This window comes from Pseudoalteromonas simplex, assembly GCF_015278155.1.
GTDB classification, from domain to species: Bacteria; Pseudomonadota; Gammaproteobacteria; order Enterobacterales; family Alteromonadaceae; genus Pseudoalteromonas; species Pseudoalteromonas simplex.
The window spans coordinates 514,121-531,357 of the sequence record NZ_JADILN010000001.1; the positions used below are offsets into that span (position 1 = coordinate 514,121).

Below are 17,237 nucleotides of genomic sequence, written 5' to 3' on the forward strand. Positions count from 1 at the left end.
TAAACAATGTAAATGAATATTAGTCACCGCTCTAGTGCGTTAATGCTGCTATCTACCCTCACTCTAGCACTGAATGGACTGGTTACCCAGCTGTTAACCCCCATGCTGCCAATTATTTTACTGTTATTCTTAAGGTTGCTCTTACCTGGTTGTTTAATGTTAGCAACGGCGCGAGCACGGTTTTGGAATTATGTTAGTTTTTCTGCATTAAAAAATGTGATGCTACGCGCTGTTTTTATCACCTTGTGCCAAGGTTTTTTTATTTTAGCGCTTTACAAACTTACGTTAATTGAGGCGGTTGTGTTGTTTAGCACTGGGCCTTTGTTTATCCCACTGCTTGAAAGTGTGGTGTATAAGCGAGAAATCGACTTGTTTGTCGTGCCGACTTTGTTGTTAATGATGATAGGGCTGATCATTCAAAGTATGACCGACCAAGGGATTACGTTACGTTGGGAGCTATTAATTGGTCTGGCGGCTGGCTTTTTTAATGCTTGCTCGCAATTGTGTTTATTTCAAATTAGTAAAGAGAAAACCCCGGTTCTGGTTGCCAATGGTTTTTGCTTTTTAATTGCAGCACTATTCAGTACGCTATTTTTCATTCTGCCGCTGTTTATTGGTGGGCTAAATGCTGAGCTCGCAGCAGGCAGCTTGGTGGTTGAGAGTGCTTGGTTATTATTAGGCTTATTAGTGTTATTAGCGGTATTTAGTAGTGCTACGCAATACTTTAGAAGCTCTGCATATAAACTAGTTACTACCGGCTCTGAACTAGCGCCGCTGATTTATACGTCAGTGGTGTTTTCATACCTTCTTCAGTTAACCATTCTAGATAGCCCGGTAAATGGGCAGCAATTAGTTGGGATTAGTTTTATTGTTATTGCTTGTTTAATGCAAACAAAGCGAAATCGCAGTTAAGTTTCGCTTTTATTATTGTTTTCTTGTAACTTACTGAGCAACAAAAATAATAAGTAGGTTGTTATGTCTGGGTATGCTTTTGTTAGGCAAGGAGTAAAGCCATTTTTAATTGTGGTTTTGGTATTGTTGTTCGTTATTTATATATATTTTTCACGAGAAGCTGCAATCTTTGCAACCAATTCAGAGTCATCAAATGATACAACAGCTTCGCAGCACGTTGAGGCACAAGCAAACATATCAGCCACAAAGCCTGATGCGAGTTTGTTAGCTGATGAATCTGCTGAGCAAGGGAGTGAAGCCAATGATAGCCGTGAATTTATTATCAAAAATGCACCGAAATGGCGTTTTGATGGTGTGTTTATTGACCATTTTACTGAGCTAAAGCAACGCGCTAAGCAAGGTGATGCTGAGGCTAACTATCTCATCGCACAAAATCTTAAGTATTGTTTTAATGCTCCTTTAGATGCTGAGGCGCTTGAGGCAACATTAGCCGAAAGCTATGAGTTTAGCGATGCTGGTGATACGCAAAACCGTGTTTTAGAGAAATATGAGTATTGCCAAGGGTTAGATTTAGCAACGCGGCGGTCTTTTTACCGTTATTTGACAATGGCAGCAGAACAGGGCTCTGCCTTTGCGCAGCAAACGTTTGCTGGGCTAACTCCCGAATTTTACATGAAGTCGCAATTTCCTGAGAAGTTGTCACGTGCCGAGTTCATCAAAAATCGTGATGGTTTTAAAGAGCGTAAAACCGTATTTTTAGAGCAAGCAGCGAAGCAGGGCAGTGAACAAGCGCTGATGAGTTTAGCGAGCATGTATTACAGCGAACAAGTTGGTGAGCATAGTGCAGCAAAAGCCTACGCTATAAATCGACTCATTATGGAAATCACGCAAAATAACGATGTGTATAATCGTTATGCGTGGTTTGAGCAAAGACAATACCCGACACTTTCAGATGAAGAGCTGAGTATCGCGAACAATTTGTTTGATCAATGGCTTTTGCAAATAAAGCAAAATGGTACATTATATCTAAAGCACTGAGTACCCAAAGAATTAATAACCCAAAGCAAGGATAGCAATGATGTTTGAACCAAACTATACAAGTTACACTCTTGAAGAGCTGTTAGATTGCAAAGCGAATATAGACGCACAAGCATGGCCCGATCGTCTAAGAAACATCGAAAACGCGTTGAGTGTTTATGCCAGTCAATCTGCTGAGCACGAAAAGCAGTACAAACAAGCTGTGTTTAATGCGTATTGTGAGACGTTACGCCACGATCTAACCATCAGTATCGACGATAATATTCTTTGGTTTTTAAGGCCGTTTTCTAAGCGAGCTAAAGATATTACCCCCAGTACGTTTGCTGGCGAAGTTTGCCCACTTTGCAAAGGAAATCTTAACGCAACCACATGGGCTGCTGGCTGGCAATTGAGCTGTGAAAATTGTCAAGTTACAGGGATTGTTGTAGAACATTTGAGCTTCTAAATAACAAGTAAAAAAGGAACAATTAGAGCTTTAATTGTATGACTTTTAGTTATATAGTCTTTACCTAACCTTAGGGGAGTAGTCTCTTAGATTAAGATGAACGTCAACAGTCTCCGAACCAATGTTCGTGGCGTTCATGTCCGCAAGCCGGATTGACAAGACCTAAGGCACGTATTGGGTTCAATGGGCGACCTTGATGCGTGTCTTATTGTTCTTCGCCCTAAGGAACCGTCTCGTGCTTGTTACATTTCTAGACCATTTATATGGTTATTTCTGTCCTCTTAAATCGGTTTATTTATCACATTTTGCTGTGCAACCCTTCTGTTGGAGAGCACTATGACCTTGTTTATCCTTGCCATTTTAGTTGGTTTTGTATTGCTGATTTGGAGCGCTGATCGCTTTGTTGATGGTGCAGCTGTAAGCGCAAAATATGCAGGTATACCTAGTTTACTCATTGGTATGATTGTGGTTGGGTTTGGTACGTCGGCTCCTGAGATGTTGGTATCGGCCATGGCTGCTGCTGATGGCAGCCCAGAGCTTGCTTTAGGTAATGCGCTGGGGTCAAACATTGTCAATATTGGGCTTATACTAGGGATAACAGCGCTGATTGCCCCGATTGCTGTTCACTCTAATATCGTTAAAAAAGAACTCCCACTATTGCTTGTGGTGAGTGTGCTATTTGCATTACTGATTTTTGATGGTGGCTTATCACGTTTTGACGCAGGTGTATTGTTACTTGGATTTTTTAGTTTTATGGGGTGGAGTATTTATTCTGGCCTTAAAAGCAAAAATGACAGCTTAGCAACAGATGTTGAGCAAGAACTTAACGTGCAAACAATGTCACTTAAAGCAGCTATTGTTTGGCTGGTAGTTGGGCTTGTTGTACTCATTATTAGCTCAAGGCTATTGGTATGGGGGGCAGTCAGTATTGCAGAGATTATGGGTATTAGCGACCTCATTATCGGTCTCACAATTGTGGCACTTGGCACTTCGCTCCCTGAACTTGCAGCTTCAATTGCCGCAGCCAGAAAAGGTGAACACGACATTGCCATTGGTAATGTGATTGGCTCAAACATATTTAATATCTTGGCCGTCACAGGTATTGCAGGGATGATAGCGCCAGCTGATAACCTTTCACCGGATCTATTATCGCGAGATTGGCTGGCGATGTTCTCTCTTTCAATATTTTTATTAATTTTTGCTTATGGGCACCGAGGTATTGGCAGGGTAAATCGCGCTGAAGGTATTGGTTTATTGCTGATTTTTATTGCCTATAACGCATGGCTTTTCTTTTCAATTTATCAATAAATGCAATTTCGAATTTAAAAAAATCAAGGATCTTTATGAAACAAACCCTCAATGAGTTTTGGCTCAATAACTCAGAAACAATCATAGCGCTAGGGTATAAATTGATACTCGCAATTGTTATTTTAATTGCCAGTGCAGTGCTTGCTAAGTCAGTGAAAAAGGCTATAAAAAACTCCAACGCGACGCTTAAAAAAGTTGATAATACCTTGCTGCCTATTTTGTCGTCTGTGGCAGGCTATGCGGTGTATATTATTGGCGGGGTATTTATTTTAGATATCTTTGGCGTGAATACGGCAAGCCTTATTGCCCTAATGGGGGCGGCAGGTTTGGCGATAGGTTTAGCCCTTAAAGACACTTTAAGTAATATTGCAGCAGGCATGATGTTACTTATATTAAGGCCGTTTAAAGTTGGTGACTTTGTTGAAATAGGCTCGATGCAAGGTACTGTCTCTGAGGTAAACCTATTCACCAGTGTTTTTCAAACGATTGATGGTCTTTATATTGCATCACCTAATGGCATAGTGTGGGGAAATAATATTAAAAATTTCACCCGAAATGGCAAACGCCGAATGGATATTGTTGTGGGTATTTCATATGCCGATTCAATCGATGATGGCTTTGCGGTGCTAAAAGATATTGCCGCGAACGAAAGCCGTTTACTGAGTGAACCGGCGGCGCAAGTGATGGTGACAGCCATGGCTGAGAGCTCGGTGAATATTCAGCTAAGAGCATGGGCTAAAAATGAAGACTATTGGCAAACCTATTGGGATTTAAACAAACGTGTCAAAGAGTCAATCGAGAAAGCTGGCCTGACAATTCCTTTCCCACAACGTACTTTACACATACCTGAAGGCGTGGTGACAAAGAAGTAACTTTACTAATGTTAGTAAGTAAATCTGGTTAGTCGATTTACTTACTATGCTTCTTTAAGCTTTTTTAACAAACTTAGCGGTCACCATCATTTCACCTACGCCATCGACTTTACAATCTAATTCGTGGTCTTTTTTATCTAGCACACGGCGGATCACGGCTTTGGTGCCAATTTTAATAACTTGCGAGCTGCCTTTAATTTTTAAATCTTTCGCAACAGTCACTTTGTCACCATCAGCCAATAAAGTGCCGTTAGCATCTTTCACATTGATCACATCATCGGTATCAACCGCATTGGGGTCCCACTCGTGAGCACACTCTGGGCAAACTAAATTGTTTTGATCTTCATACACGTATTCAGAGTTACATTGTGGGCAAGGAGGAAAAGACATAAATGGCACCATGGTTAATTATAAAAGCGTATTTTAATGGCTTATTCACAGCATTGCGAGTTTATCTAAAGCACCTCATAGAAAGTAAGTATGTGCAAACTCGCAATTGTAATGCTGGAGTGTTTTCGATAATTTGGTTATTGTGAGTTAATTAGAACAAAGAGCACTCACAATGAAAAAAGTTATTTATTTCGTTACCTTATTATTCTCATCATTCACATTTGCAACGACGTCGCCGTACAGTGGGGAAATTACTGCTGAGGATTTACTCGCACAATATCCTGCTTTTGCTAAAGAGTATAAAAGCTATTCACCATCTGAGGATGATTTAAACACGATTAAAACGCTCAGTGGTAAACAAGTATTAGTATTTTTAGGTACGTGGTGTCATGACTCTAAGCGTGAAGTGCCTCGTTTACTAAAGTTACTTGATGGTTCGGGTGTAAAGCTGGGAGCACTCCAATTAATTGCGGTTGGTTACGATAAGCTTGACCCTGATGGTTTAGCTAAGCAGTACGACCTTCGTTATACCCCAACGTTTATTGTAAGCTCTAACGGCAAAGAGTTACTTCGAATGATTGAAAAGCCTAAGCACAGCATCGCGATGGACCTTACTCGTTTGTAATAGAGTTGTTTGCTAGAGTAAAGTAGCTAAAGTAGTTGTTGCTCATTATAATCATGGCTATAAACCACCTAGAGAATGTTATATGTCTCAAACTGTTATAGAAGCCATAGATGCAGCGAATGCTGCAGATCCCAATCGTGTTAAGCATGCTGGGCAAGCGTTAGCTAAAGAATCTTTATATTCTATGCGTATGACCGATATGCTTAACCGTTTTAATCCGCAAGCCGATGAACTAATGCATATTGCTGCACGGGGCCAACATATTGAACGCTGGCGTTCTCCTCGCAGTGACTTCCCTATGGGTAAGCAAGGTTATTATCAATGGCGCACTGCTTTATATGATTTTCATGCCGAGCGTGTAACAGCCCTTATGAAAACCGCTGGTTACTCAACGAGTGAATGTGAGCGTGTATACGCAGCCGTGGCTAAAAAGAATATAAAGCGAAACCCTGATAGCCAATTGATTGAAGATATCGCAAGCCTTGTGTTTATCGAACATTACATGCTTGATTTTGCAACTAGCAAGCCTGATTACGATGAGCAAAAATGGTTGGGTATTATTCGTAAAACTTGGCAAAAAATGTCAAACGAAGCACATGAATTTGTGTTAGCTGGTAACATCAGCTTACCTGAGCCGCTTAAACCGATAATTACAAAAGCGCTAAGTTAAATTTAAAACAAGGAAGGTCTATGTTTTGCCCGCGTACTAAAACAGCACTTGAAGCAGTGAGCATTGGCGATGTTAACGTGTATTTATCAAAAAGCGGTGGTGTATTTTTTGATAATCGACAAATATTCCACTTTAGCGATCCAAGTTTAAAACCAGCGCAAGTGCTGGTGGCTCATTTACAAACTCTGCCAACAGAATGCGTTGATTTAGCAAAGCGAATTAATTGCCCGAAGTGCCCTGACGTGGTGATGATGCGACGCTTTTTCACGCCACTAAAAGTGGTTGAAATAGACGAATGTCCAAATTGTGCGGCTATTTGGCTTGATCATGGCGAGCTTGAAAAAATACATGAAAATCATTTAACGCCAAAAGAGCGTGAAATGCTGCGTATTGATATGGCCAATAATCATGGTTTTATTCAAGTTAAAATTCCCAAAAGGCGTTACTCGGTTCATGCTAAAAAGCCTGAGTCTAATGCAACGTCACCTTTAGAAAAACTAGCAGAACTTGCCTATTTATCGATTTTGAATGACTAGGAAGAGAATATTTAAAAGCTCCCATTATTAGCGCTAAATAATTTTTAAAATATAAGGTCAATAGTGTGAAAAAATTAGTGGTGTTTATGAGCGTGTTACTGGCCTGTTTGTTTACAACAAGTTGCACTACAGTACTCGATAAGGCGCATGGGTATCGCGGGCCCATCGTTGTGACAATTAAAACAGAAGATGGCTCAGTGTCGGAGTTTCCTTTTTTAATAGAGTCTGTGTACACAGAGTCGTGTGGTCATAGTAGCTGTGGCATAGACTCCGGTTATAGATATCTAAAAACGAGCTATGCCAATGAGCCAATTACCTTCCCGCGAGAGCGGTTAGACCTATTGCAAGCTAATGCCTACGCAACAATTCTTTTTAAAGTTACTCATCCTAATTATCACTACAACGTCTTTACTCGAGGTTTTGCGCCTACCGATGCTGATGACCCCATTTATGTAACGTTTACTGTTAAGCCCTTTGCTGAACAAATGAATAAAGTAGCTGGCTGGGCGGAAGGCCCTAAACAAGACATGCAAAAATTTGCACCAGATAGCAGAGAGTTTAAAAAAGCAGATATTAGGTATCGCCAAGCGCGTTTTAATTTAGGACAGATGATTGCAAGGCATATCACGTTGACTAAAACGGTTTACTTACCCCATTTTTCAGAAAGCATGCAACAACGTGTGATTGAAAAGTATCAACCTATTTTTAAAGCGTGGTATTACGGCGTACCTGAAACAGATTGTTGGGATATGGTTGACTGCAGAAAGCAAATTTTAAAACCAAGGAAGGCCGAGTATGAAGGTTTGTAAGGGCGAGGGATGCTTGTTTCGGCAATCGTATTTTTTAAACTTGCTTAATAAGAAGCCTGTACCAACTCAGATACAGGCTTTATTGGTTATTAAGTGTTATAGCTTAACCAGCATTTTTCCTTTATTTTTATCTTCAAACAGGCCAAGAAATGCATCAACGGCATTTTCAATGCCATGGTAAACCGTTTCTTCAGATTTAATTTTACCTTCGCTGATCCACGCACTCATTTGCTCAATAAACTCAGGGAACTGATCAAAATAATCAATCACGATGAAGCCTTGCATGGTGAGCTTTTTCGAGTTGATATAAAACAGGTTGCTTGGCCCTGGCTGTGCAGTGTCGTTATTGTAACCTGAGATCATGCCACATACAGGAATACGGCCGTAATCGTTCATTACATTGAGTGCAATTTAAAGTTGATGCTGAAGAATTAACAGCTAAGTTAATGGCACGCTCAAATATGAGTTTGGAGCGAATCGAGTTATTACGCGAGTTAACCCTTGAGCTGCATACTGACCTAACAAAAGCGGACCTTACAAAAAGCTAATCTTCTACTAAACACACTAAAGTGCCCTCAATAGCCCGAACATACGCATAATGCTGGGCGTCTTTTTTAGTGGGCGGGCACAATGGCTCAGCACCAGCAAGCACAGCTTTATCGTAACTTTCGACTAAATTATGGCAGCTGAATCTTAGCTCAAAACCAAGAGCAGGTTGCTTAGGATGAGCGCGAATATACCCTTGCTTGAAATATGCTTGCGCATGCGGGTGGGTCGCAAAAGCAAGTTTAACGGAACCTGTAACAAGTTCACCGTATTCGGCATCGTCACTGATATGGTTGGTATTTAAACCAAATGCTTGATAGTAAAAGTCGAGTACTTCTTCTACGTTATCGACGTAAATAACCTGACTTAAAAAGTCCATTTATGCTGCTCTATTTATTATTCGTTTATTAAATAAAGCATAGTTTCAGCAATAAAAAAACCTTGTAAGTCATACTTACAAGGTTTATTTAATACTTAAAGCTTAGTCGAAGAAGCTACGACTTGTTGCGGTTTTCTTTCGCAAATGCACGAATTTTACGTTTTTGCGATAAGGTCACTTTGTTAGTGCGGCCAGCGTATGGGTTGTCGCCTTCTCTAAATTCAATTTTGATTGGCGTGCCCATAATACCTAATGCTTTACGGTAATAGTTCATTAGGTAGCGTTTGTAGCTATCTGGTAAGTCATGAACTTGGTTACCGTGGATCACGATACGTGGTGGGTTATAACCCCCTGCGTGAGCATATTTAAGTTTTACACGACGACCGCGAACAAGTGGCGGTTGGTGATCTGCTTGTGCCATATCCATGATACGACGCAGCATCGCTGTGCTAATACGTTTAGTGGCTGATTCGTACGCTTCGTCTACTGATTCAAATAAATGACCCACACCGGTGCCATGTAAAGCAGAGATAAAGTGTAAACGTGCGAAATCGATGAAACCTAAACGACGGTCAAGTTCTGACTTAATACGTTCTTTAACGTAATCGTCTAGGCCGTCCCATTTGTTAACAGCCACAACCAATGAACGACCTGCGTTTAAGGCAAAACCTAGTAAGCTCAAATCTTGATCAGAAATACCTTCGCGCGCATCAACTACTAGTAATACCACGTTAGCATCTTCAATCGCTTTAAGGGTTTTGATCACAGAGAATTTTTCTACAACATCGCTTACTTTCTTACGTTTACGAACACCTGCGGTATCAATAAGAATGTACTCTTTGTCGTTACGTGTCATCGGAATATAGATAGAATCACGGGTTGTACCCGGCATATCGTAAACGATCACACGTTCTTCGCCTAAGATACGGTTTGTAAGTGTTGACTTACCAACGTTAGGGCGACCGATAATAGCAAGCTTTACTGGCTTATCAGCAAAGGCTTGCTGGTTGTCTTCGCCTTCTTCATCTTCGCTGTAAAGATCAACTAATTCGTCATCACTTTCTTCAAGCTCTTCAGCTTCGCCTGCAAGTTCGGCAATAACTGGCTGTAAAGTTGTTTCAAGTAGCTGCGTGATACCACGGCCGTGAGCCGCTGCAATGTGATGTACGTCACCTAAGCTTAACTGGTAGAACTCAGCACAATATGAGTCTGCATCAATACCATCGACTTTGTTTGCCACAACAAAACATTTCTTCTGTTGTTTACGAAGGTGGTTAGCAATCGCTTGGTCAGCGGCGGTCATACCTGCGCGGGCATCAACTAAAAATAACACGATATCGGCTTCTTCAATTGCCAGAAGCGATTGCTCAGCCATTTCAGTTTCGATACCTTGCTCAGAACCGTCAATACCACCCGTGTCTACCACGATAAATTCATAGCCATCGTAATCAGCTTGGCCATATTTTCTATCTCGTGTTAAGCCTGGAAAGTCGGCTACGAGGGCGTCACGAGTACGTGTTAAACGGTTAAATAATGTGGATTTGCCCACATTGGGTCGCCCAACAAGAGCGATCACGGGAAGCATAAACTACCTCTTAAAAAAACAACAAAAGGCTTCGCCAAGCGAAGCCTTAGAAAAATAACGTTTACTATTAGTAAGTTAGTTTGGAATTTTAACCGCGCTAACTTCACCATCTCGGGTGTATAAAATTAATTTGTCACCGGCAACAACAGGCTCAATAAAGAAACCTGAGCTGTCAAAGTCTTCGCGCGATACAAGCTCGCCCGTTTCTTTGTCTAACCAGTGTAGGTTACCTTCTTGGTCACCTAGTGCTAAATATTTACCAGCCACAGTCGGGCCTGTTAAGTACCAGCCGCGCAGTGCTGGTTGGCTCCAGCGCTCAATACCTGATGTTTTATCTAGACCGTAAATAACACCATCGCTATCAACAACATAGATAGACTGGCTATCCATCGATAAATCACGGTAGCTGCTATATTCACGTTTCCAAACAACATTACCTGAACGAATATCAACGGCTGCTAAGTTACCATTATAAGCGATTGCATAGGCGTATGGGCCGCTAATTAATGCTTGTGTATCTACATCAACTAAACGTTCAAACTCAGATGCACCCTTTGGAGAGGCAATTTCAGCACTCCATGCAGAGTAGCCGTTTTCTGAAATTAATACGCTCAGTTTACCTGTTTCAAGACCTAGTAATACACCGCCGTTTGCCACAGTTGGTGAACTTTGACCACGTAATGTCAGTGGTGGTACTTCTTGTTCGAAGCGCCAACGTTCTTCACCTGTATCTGGGTGCACTGCTAATAATTTACCAGAGCCTAGGTTTACAAAGATTAAGCCGTCGCCTGCAGCAGGTTTAGCAAGTACTTCGCCAGGCATCGTTTTACGCCAAACAATTTCACCTGTTTCACGGTCTAGCGCGGTTAAGTAACCATGCTCAGAACCAACAAAAATTTTGCCGTAAGCTTGTAAAATACCACCCGATAACTTTGCACTTTCTGTGGTTTCCCAAGGCCAAAAGGCAGGGTTTTCACGCACATCGGTTTGCCATAGCGTATCGCCATTTTCAAGCGAAAGGGCTTCAACTTCACCTTCGCGGTTTGCTACATACACAACATCGTTATGAATAGCCGGCGTTAAGCGCGAGAAATAATGCTGAACACCGTCACCAATTGATTCTTGCCATACTACGTCTGTCTCAAACTGATTAACAATTTCAGGCAGTACCAGTTCTTCTTCGTCATCACTTGACGAACACCCAGTTAGGGTTGCGATACACAGAGCAAGTGTTGCCGCTGTTAACTTCTTCATCTTAACCCCTTACGCCGCTGGGCTAGTTTGTGCTAAGTCATCAAGTTTAATTTGTAATAACGGGTTGTTTTCAAGGCCGCCATTATCCGCAGCAGCTTGGTATTGGCTGCGTGCTTCTGCCTTATCGCCTTGTGCAGCATAAACATCGCCTTTTAGTTCAGCGACTGCAGCAGTAAATGATGCTGGAAGCTGGGCGTTTAGCGTTGTTAGCGCTTGCTCATATTGCTTTTGCGCAAGGTGAACACGAGCAAGGCGCGTTGTTGCCGTTGCTTTAAGCTCAGGGTTTTGCTCGTTGGTGATGATCCAGTTAAGCTTTTCGCTTGCCGCATCAAGGTCATTCTTTTCTACGGCTTCTTTTGCCGCAACAAATGCTGTTAGCGTGCTGTAGCTTGACTCGTTATTTTCTTTAATAAACGTATCCGCTTTTTCTAGCACGGCACCGCTTTCAACAAGTTGTGTGAAAGAGTCAGATGCTTTCTCAGCCGTGGTGATTTGGTTTTGGTTATAAGCTTTCCAACCATATAAACCACCTAAACCAGCAACAATACCAATCGCAAGTGCTAAACCATTTTCACGGAAAAAGCGTTTGATCGCTTCTTCTTGTTGTTCTTCTGTTGAATAAATTTCCATGCTTACCTCTGTTGCTAGCTGGGCTTAAATAAGCTCAGCTAGTAGCGTTTTCGCTTCTTCTAGTTTTAAGGTGACTTGTTCTTTACGCTCACGTAAGTACTTAATAGTCACAACGCCTTGTTCTAATTCATCTTCGCCGATAATAACTGCGACTAGCGCATCGCTTTTATCTGCGCGTTTTAATTGCTTTTTAAAGTTGCCACCGCCTGCGTGCACCATAACACGAAGACCTGCAACATCTTTACGTAACTGAGCGGCAATGATAGGCGCTTGAATGCTGGCTTTATCGCCCATGGCTGCCAAATATACATCAGCACTACGGCGGATGTCACCTACACTTTCTAGCGCTTGAAGTAATAACACTAAACGCTCAAGACCCATTGCAAAACCTACCGCTGGTGTTGCTTTACCGCCTAGTTGTTCAACTAGACCATCGTAACGACCACCGGCACAAACGGTTCCTTGTGCGCCTAGGCTATCGGTTACCCACTCAAAAACGGTGCGGTTGTAATAGTCAAGGCCACGTACAAGCTTTTCATTTACCGTGTATTCGACGCCTGCAGCGTCTAAACGTTCACATAAATTTTCAAAATGTTCTTTTGATTCAGCGTCTAAGTGCTCAGATAGTTTAGGCGCATCAGTTAAAATGGCTTGTACATCAGGGTTTTTGCTATCTAACACACGTAAAGGGTTGGTGTGCATACGACGCTTAGAGTCTTCATCAAGTACATCGACGTGTTGCTCTAAGTAAGCAACAAGTGCATCACGGTAGTCTGCACGCGCTTCATTTGAACCCAATGAGTTAAGCTCAAGACGAACGTGTTCACTAATACCAAAATCTTTCCATAATTGGGCTGTCAGCAAAATAACTTCTGCATCAATATCAGCAGTGGCAATGCCGAATGTTTCTAAACCAAATTGGTGGAATTGACGGTAACGGCCTTTTTGCGGACGCTCGTGACGGAACATCGGGCCCATGTACCATAAACGTTGTTCTTGGTTATACAGTAAACCGTTTTGATTACCTGCACGCACACATACTGCCGTACCTTCAGGGCGAAGAGTCAAGTTATCGCCATTACGGTCTGCAAAGGTGTACATTTCTTTTTCGACGATATCGGTTACTTCACCGATAGAGCGCTTGAATAGGTCGGTTGATTCAACAATTGGAAAACGAATTTCTTGATAACCAAACGATGAAACTGTTTCACGTAAAATGTCTTCTACTTTCTGCCAAATTTGCGTATCGCCTGGCAGACAATCGTTCATACCACGAACTGCCTGAATTTGTTTTGCCACTGATAAATCCTAAATACTGTACGTGCGCTGAAAAAGTCGCGCCTCAAGAAAAACTAAAAATTGACCCGCTATTATACCGTTTGGGCTCTAAAGGTAAACGGCAAACCCAAGGGTTTGCCGAGTATATGCGAATTATTCAACGATTTTGATGTCGATTGGCGTTTCTTTCTCTTTTTTAGCGATAAAGTCGCGCACATAGCCTTCAAGTTGGTCGACAATGTTATCGTTATCGATACGTGCTTTTTGACGCTCACCATTGATGTATAAGCCAGAGCGACGGTTCGCACCAGCAAGGCCGATATCACTAACCAGCGCTTCACCAGGGCCATTTACCACACAACCAATCACCGACACTGACATAGGCTCAACTACGTCTTCAAGGCGCTCTTCAAGTTGGTTCATGGTGCTTACCACATCAAACTCTTGGCGTGAGCAGCTCGGGCAGGCAATAAAGTTAATGCCGCGTGAGCGAATGCGTAATGATTTTAAAATATCAAAACCCACTTTGATCTCTTGTACCGGATCGGCAGCAAGTGATACGCGTAATGTGTCACCAATGCCTTCGGCAAGTAGCATACCTAAGCCAACAGCTGATTTAACTGAACCTGAGCGCATACCACCCGCTTCGGTAATGCCTAAATGCAGTGGCTGGTCGATTTCTTTCGCAAGTAAACGATATGCACCGACCGCTAAAAATACATCTGACGCTTTAACGGATACTTTAAATTGGTCAAAGTCTAAACGTTGTAAGATCTCAACATGGCGCATAGCTGATTCAAGTAAAGCTTCTGGCGTTGGTTCACCGTATTTTTCTTGTAAGTCGCGCTCTAATGAACCGCCATTAACACCAATACGAATCGGAATGTTATGCTCACGGGCTGAGTCTACAACGGCACGAATACGCTCTTCGCTACCAATGTTACCCGGGTTAATACGTAAACAATCAGCACCATACTGAGCCACTTTTAATGCTATACGGTAATCAAAGTGAATATCTGTTACCAGCGGAATAGTGACTTGTTCTTTAATGCTCTTAAATGCTTCAGCTGCTTCCATGGTTGGTACAGACACACGCACAATGTCGGCGCCGGCATCTTGAATAGCTTGAATTTGTGCAACCGTTGCATCGATATCTAGGGTGTTGGTGTTAGTCATCGACTGAACGGCAATTGGCGCACCATCACCAATTGGCACGTTACCTACGTTAATACGGGTCGATTTTCTGCGTTTAATAGGAGATTCTGAAAACATTGCGATTACTCTGATAACGGTAAAGTAAATTTAGCTAAGCGATTTTTGGCAAAATGTGAGGTATCGACGGCTTGACCTTGAAAAGTAATATCGACTACTTGGTGTTTGCCGAGCACCACACTAAACGGCTGTGGGCCGGTTACTGTCATAACGTAACCTGCTTTTTTAACACCAAAAGCAATACGATCGCCGTTGCCATCGTGAATTTCTACCCAGCTATCTTCATTGAAGTGCATCACCACTTCGCTGTGCTCAGGATCAGCTTTTTTGGTTTGCGGCTGAGCAGTTAATTGGCTTTGTGATGCAGCCTGATTTGCTGCTTCGTTGTTAGTTATTGGCACAGTTTCTTGTGGCTCAATAACTTCTTTGTCTTCTGTAGGCAATTGAACTGTTTCTTCAACTGGCGCTTCGTCTGCTAAATTAGTGGTTAGCTCATTGCTTTCAAGCTGATTTGGCATCGCCGTTGTTACCGGCTCTTCGATACTTTGATTACTATTTTGCCACCACCAAACGACCGATGAGCCAATAATGACAGCTAAAATAAAATAACTGAATAGCATTAAACGGCTATCGTTTGCTTCTTTTTCGGTGCGACGAGAGAAGCTCTGCATATTAGATTTTTTAGCTGGCTCAACATGCTCAGGTAACAATTCAAGCATGGCTTGGCTATCTATTTTTAGCTCGCGACAATAGCTTCTGATATAACCTTTTACGAAGGTTGCAGGGCCTAGTAATTCATGTTCGTCGTTTTCTAATCGTTGTAATTGTAAAACTGATAATTTTAATGCACCAGCAAGCTGCTCAAGGCTCATTCCTGCATCTTCGCGGCGTTTTTTTAGCGCCTGGCCGAGCGTTTCTTGTGGTTGTTCTAAATTGTTTTCTTCATTCATAATGCGTATGAGTCTGGATCTACCAATAAAAGTCTATGCCCAGGCTTAAGGGCAACATCTGGGCTCAATTTGTTCCAGCGCATTAATTGATCGATTAATACGCTATGCTGCGTGGCAATGTCGTACAAAGTATCACCAGCATTAATGTCGTGATAAATATTCGGATCATTTAAATAGATGCGAGTACCGTTTTGTACGCGATCCGATTCTTTTAAGCCATTCCACAGCAAAATCTTCTGTAGTTTAACATTGTATCGCACTGAAATGCTAAATAGGTTTTCACCATTTTCAATAATATGGTAGGGGATATTCAGCGCAGGTACACGTGGGTTGAGCATGGGTAATTGTATTTGTTCAGAAGTCACTGAGTACGAGGTTTGACTCGTTTGGCCTGCATGGTTGGATTCTTCGCCAAAGACACTTTCATCTTTTTCAGGCTGATAAAATATCACTGTGCTTTCATTTTTGCTGACAGCTTTTGCAGAAGTCGAAGTTTGTTGCTTAATTTCAGGAGATGTGGGTGCCCCAAAAGAAACAATAGTGACTTCATCGTTAGCTGCTTTAGGTGTTGATATACTTTTCTTTTGTTCTGGTGTTTTTACCGCAAGCGCATTAACAACAGCTTCAGTATCGACAGGCTTAGTTGCAGTTGATGCTATTTTTTTTGACGATTCAGTCTTAAAACCCGAAGCTTCGGGCTGAATCTTTGCTTGCTCTACAACTAGGGCTGGCATGTTTGCAACAGATTGGGTTGATTCGACAGTTTCTTGTTCATTAATTGCAGGCACTTCTGACTTTTGCTGATTCGTAGCATATACTTCTTTTGCATTAGAAGTTTGTACATCTGTCTTATCTACAATTACTGTTTCATTCGCCTTTGTTGGGGCTTTTCTTTTTACGATTCGGATCTTTGGTTGGTCTTTGCTAACCGATGAGTTATCGCTTGAAATCTGGAGCTCTTCGAGTTGAGCTTGACGATATTTTTCTCGTAATATTTCAAACTCTGAACGTTTAACCTGCCCAGAAGTAATGGCTTTAGCTTCGTTTGAGCCGGGGTAAGTTTGTAAAATGATACCTGCAGTTGCTTCGGCTTTTTCTATGTGTCCCATACGTTGCTGGATAAGATAGCTGAGCATAAGTGCACGAGGTGTTACGCGGCCTGTTGATTCGTATTTTTCAATAATATCTTCAGCTTTATGTAGGTCACTTTTTGCGTAATACAAACCAGCTAAGCTTATCATTGAAGAAGGGCGCTGCGAGCTGTGATTAAGTGCTGATTTTAGGTATTTTTCCGCATTTTCGAAGTCATCAAATTCAATCGCACATAAAGCTAAGTTTTCGTAACTTTCAGCTACACGGATATAGCTAGGAATTGAAATCGCTTTAAGAAGCTCTTCTGCAGCGCGGTCATACTCACCAATGCCACACAAAAATACACCATAATTGTTTAAGGTGTTTGGATCATTAGGGGCAATTTTTAATGCGCGCTGATAGGCTTTATCGGCAAGTTCTGGTTCATCAACCTGTTGATAGTAATAAGCTAAAGAGTAATGAACTTCAGGGAGGTCAGGTGCAAAATCTGCGGCGCGTTCTAAATTATATTTTGCTTGTGAGTTATTGCCTGTTTTTAAGTACTGTAACGCAAGGGCGATACGGGTACGGGCAGCACCGGTATTGTTAATTTGTTTTTCAACAACGGGTCTGTCGCTACCTTCGTAGCTGTTTTCTGTAACACACCCTGTTAATGCAAATGCACTAACAGTAATGGCAAGTATAGAACGCATTACCTAATCTCTTC

At 41.9% G+C, this 17,237-nt stretch carries 19 protein-coding genes; 9 read left to right on the top strand and 10 right to left on the bottom strand.

The window, feature by feature from the left end; all coding sequences use genetic code 11:
- The first annotated feature begins 12 nt into the window (after positions 1 to 12).
- From IRQ78_RS02250 to IRQ78_RS02270, 5 genes are all read left to right on the top strand, one after another.
- The gene (locus IRQ78_RS02250) at positions 13 to 912 is read left to right on the top strand and encodes an EamA family transporter (RefSeq protein WP_194441231.1); all 900 of its coding nucleotides are present in this window, start codon (positions 13 to 15) and stop codon (positions 910 to 912) included.
- 63 nt (positions 913 to 975) lie between these two features.
- Positions 976 to 1,950 carry a hypothetical protein gene (locus IRQ78_RS02255; RefSeq protein WP_194441232.1) on the top strand — a complete coding sequence of 325 codons (975 nt, stop codon included), beginning with the start codon at positions 976 to 978 and terminating at the stop codon, positions 1,948 to 1,950.
- A gap of 37 nt (positions 1,951 to 1,987) precedes the next feature.
- Complete coding sequence (locus IRQ78_RS02260) at positions 1,988 to 2,395, top strand: hypothetical protein (RefSeq protein ID WP_166338401.1); 408 nt, start codon at positions 1,988 to 1,990, stop codon at positions 2,393 to 2,395.
- A gap of 336 nt (positions 2,396 to 2,731) precedes the next feature.
- Complete coding sequence (locus IRQ78_RS02265) at positions 2,732 to 3,703, top strand: calcium/sodium antiporter (RefSeq protein ID WP_194441233.1); 972 nt, start codon at positions 2,732 to 2,734, stop codon at positions 3,701 to 3,703.
- Positions 3,704 to 3,738: 35 nt separating this feature from the next.
- Positions 3,739 to 4,575 (top strand): mechanosensitive ion channel family protein, encoded by an 837-nt coding sequence (locus tag IRQ78_RS02270; RefSeq protein WP_138602278.1) that lies wholly within the window; start codon positions 3,739 to 3,741, stop codon positions 4,573 to 4,575.
- A 54-nt stretch (positions 4,576 to 4,629) separates the two neighbouring features.
- Here the strand turns inward: IRQ78_RS02270 and IRQ78_RS02275 are convergent, their stop codons facing one another.
- On the bottom strand, positions 4,630 to 4,965 hold the full coding sequence (locus IRQ78_RS02275; protein ID WP_054553514.1) for a zinc ribbon domain-containing protein YjdM: 336 nt from the start codon (positions 4,963 to 4,965) through the stop codon (positions 4,630 to 4,632).
- A gap of 172 nt (positions 4,966 to 5,137) precedes the next feature.
- Here IRQ78_RS02275 and IRQ78_RS02280 point away from each other — a divergent pair, with 172 nt between their 5' ends.
- The 4 genes from IRQ78_RS02280 (at position 5,138) to IRQ78_RS02295 (ending at position 7,605) form a co-directional block, all read left to right on the top strand.
- Complete coding sequence (locus tag IRQ78_RS02280) at positions 5,138 to 5,590, top strand: TlpA family protein disulfide reductase (RefSeq protein WP_194441234.1); 453 nt, start codon at positions 5,138 to 5,140, stop codon at positions 5,588 to 5,590.
- Between the two features lie 82 nt (positions 5,591 to 5,672).
- Positions 5,673 to 6,260: a DUF4202 domain-containing protein gene (locus tag IRQ78_RS02285; RefSeq protein ID WP_194441235.1), complete on the top strand. Its 588-nt coding sequence runs from the start codon at positions 5,673 to 5,675 to the stop codon at positions 6,258 to 6,260.
- Between the two features lie 20 nt (positions 6,261 to 6,280).
- A complete protein-coding gene (locus IRQ78_RS02290; protein WP_054553516.1) occupies positions 6,281 to 6,796 on the top strand; it encodes a TFIIB-type zinc ribbon-containing protein in 516 nt (171 codons plus the stop codon).
- Between the two features lie 65 nt (positions 6,797 to 6,861).
- Entirely contained in the window at positions 6,862 to 7,605 is a 744-nt protein-coding gene (locus IRQ78_RS02295) for a hypothetical protein (RefSeq protein ID WP_323741519.1), read from the top strand.
- Positions 7,606 to 7,701: 96 nt separating this feature from the next.
- Here IRQ78_RS02295 and IRQ78_RS02300 read toward each other — a convergent pair whose 3' ends face one another.
- The 9 genes from IRQ78_RS02300 to pilW form a co-directional block, all read right to left on the bottom strand.
- Positions 7,702 to 8,001, bottom strand: a complete 300-nt coding sequence (locus IRQ78_RS02300) for an MDR/zinc-dependent alcohol dehydrogenase-like family protein (RefSeq protein WP_228482480.1) — start codon at positions 7,999 to 8,001, stop codon at positions 7,702 to 7,704.
- Between the two features lie 148 nt (positions 8,002 to 8,149).
- Positions 8,150 to 8,530: a VOC family protein gene (locus IRQ78_RS02305; RefSeq protein ID WP_054553520.1), complete on the bottom strand. Its 381-nt coding sequence runs from the start codon at positions 8,528 to 8,530 to the stop codon at positions 8,150 to 8,152.
- A 115-nt stretch (positions 8,531 to 8,645) separates the two neighbouring features.
- Positions 8,646 to 10,115 (bottom strand): ribosome biogenesis GTPase Der, encoded by a 1,470-nt coding sequence (der, locus tag IRQ78_RS02310; RefSeq protein ID WP_054553521.1) that lies wholly within the window; start codon positions 10,113 to 10,115, stop codon positions 8,646 to 8,648.
- Positions 10,116 to 10,190: 75 nt separating this feature from the next.
- The gene (gene bamB / locus IRQ78_RS02315; protein WP_138601964.1) at positions 10,191 to 11,369 is read right to left on the bottom strand and encodes an outer membrane protein assembly factor BamB; all 1,179 of its coding nucleotides are present in this window, start codon (positions 11,367 to 11,369) and stop codon (positions 10,191 to 10,193) included.
- Positions 11,370 to 11,378: 9 nt separating this feature from the next.
- Positions 11,379 to 11,999 carry a YfgM family protein gene (locus IRQ78_RS02320; protein ID WP_187489352.1) on the bottom strand — a complete coding sequence of 207 codons (621 nt, stop codon included), beginning with the start codon at positions 11,997 to 11,999 and terminating at the stop codon, positions 11,379 to 11,381.
- Positions 12,000 to 12,023: 24 nt separating this feature from the next.
- The gene (gene hisS, locus IRQ78_RS02325; protein WP_194441236.1) at positions 12,024 to 13,298 is read right to left on the bottom strand and encodes a histidine--tRNA ligase; all 1,275 of its coding nucleotides are present in this window, start codon (positions 13,296 to 13,298) and stop codon (positions 12,024 to 12,026) included.
- 132 nt (positions 13,299 to 13,430) lie between these two features.
- On the bottom strand, positions 13,431 to 14,549 hold the full coding sequence (gene ispG / locus IRQ78_RS02330) for a flavodoxin-dependent (E)-4-hydroxy-3-methylbut-2-enyl-diphosphate synthase (RefSeq protein WP_054553525.1): 1,119 nt from the start codon (positions 14,547 to 14,549) through the stop codon (positions 13,431 to 13,433).
- A 5-nt stretch (positions 14,550 to 14,554) separates the two neighbouring features.
- Complete coding sequence (locus IRQ78_RS02335) at positions 14,555 to 15,439, bottom strand: RodZ domain-containing protein (RefSeq protein WP_054553526.1); 885 nt, start codon at positions 15,437 to 15,439, stop codon at positions 14,555 to 14,557.
- Entirely contained in the window at positions 15,436 to 17,223 is a 1,788-nt protein-coding gene (pilW, locus tag IRQ78_RS02340; protein ID WP_194441237.1) for a type IV pilus biogenesis/stability protein PilW, read from the bottom strand. The genes IRQ78_RS02335 and pilW overlap by 4 nt, the downstream gene beginning before the upstream one ends.
- Positions 17,224 to 17,237: the final 14 nt, after the last annotated feature.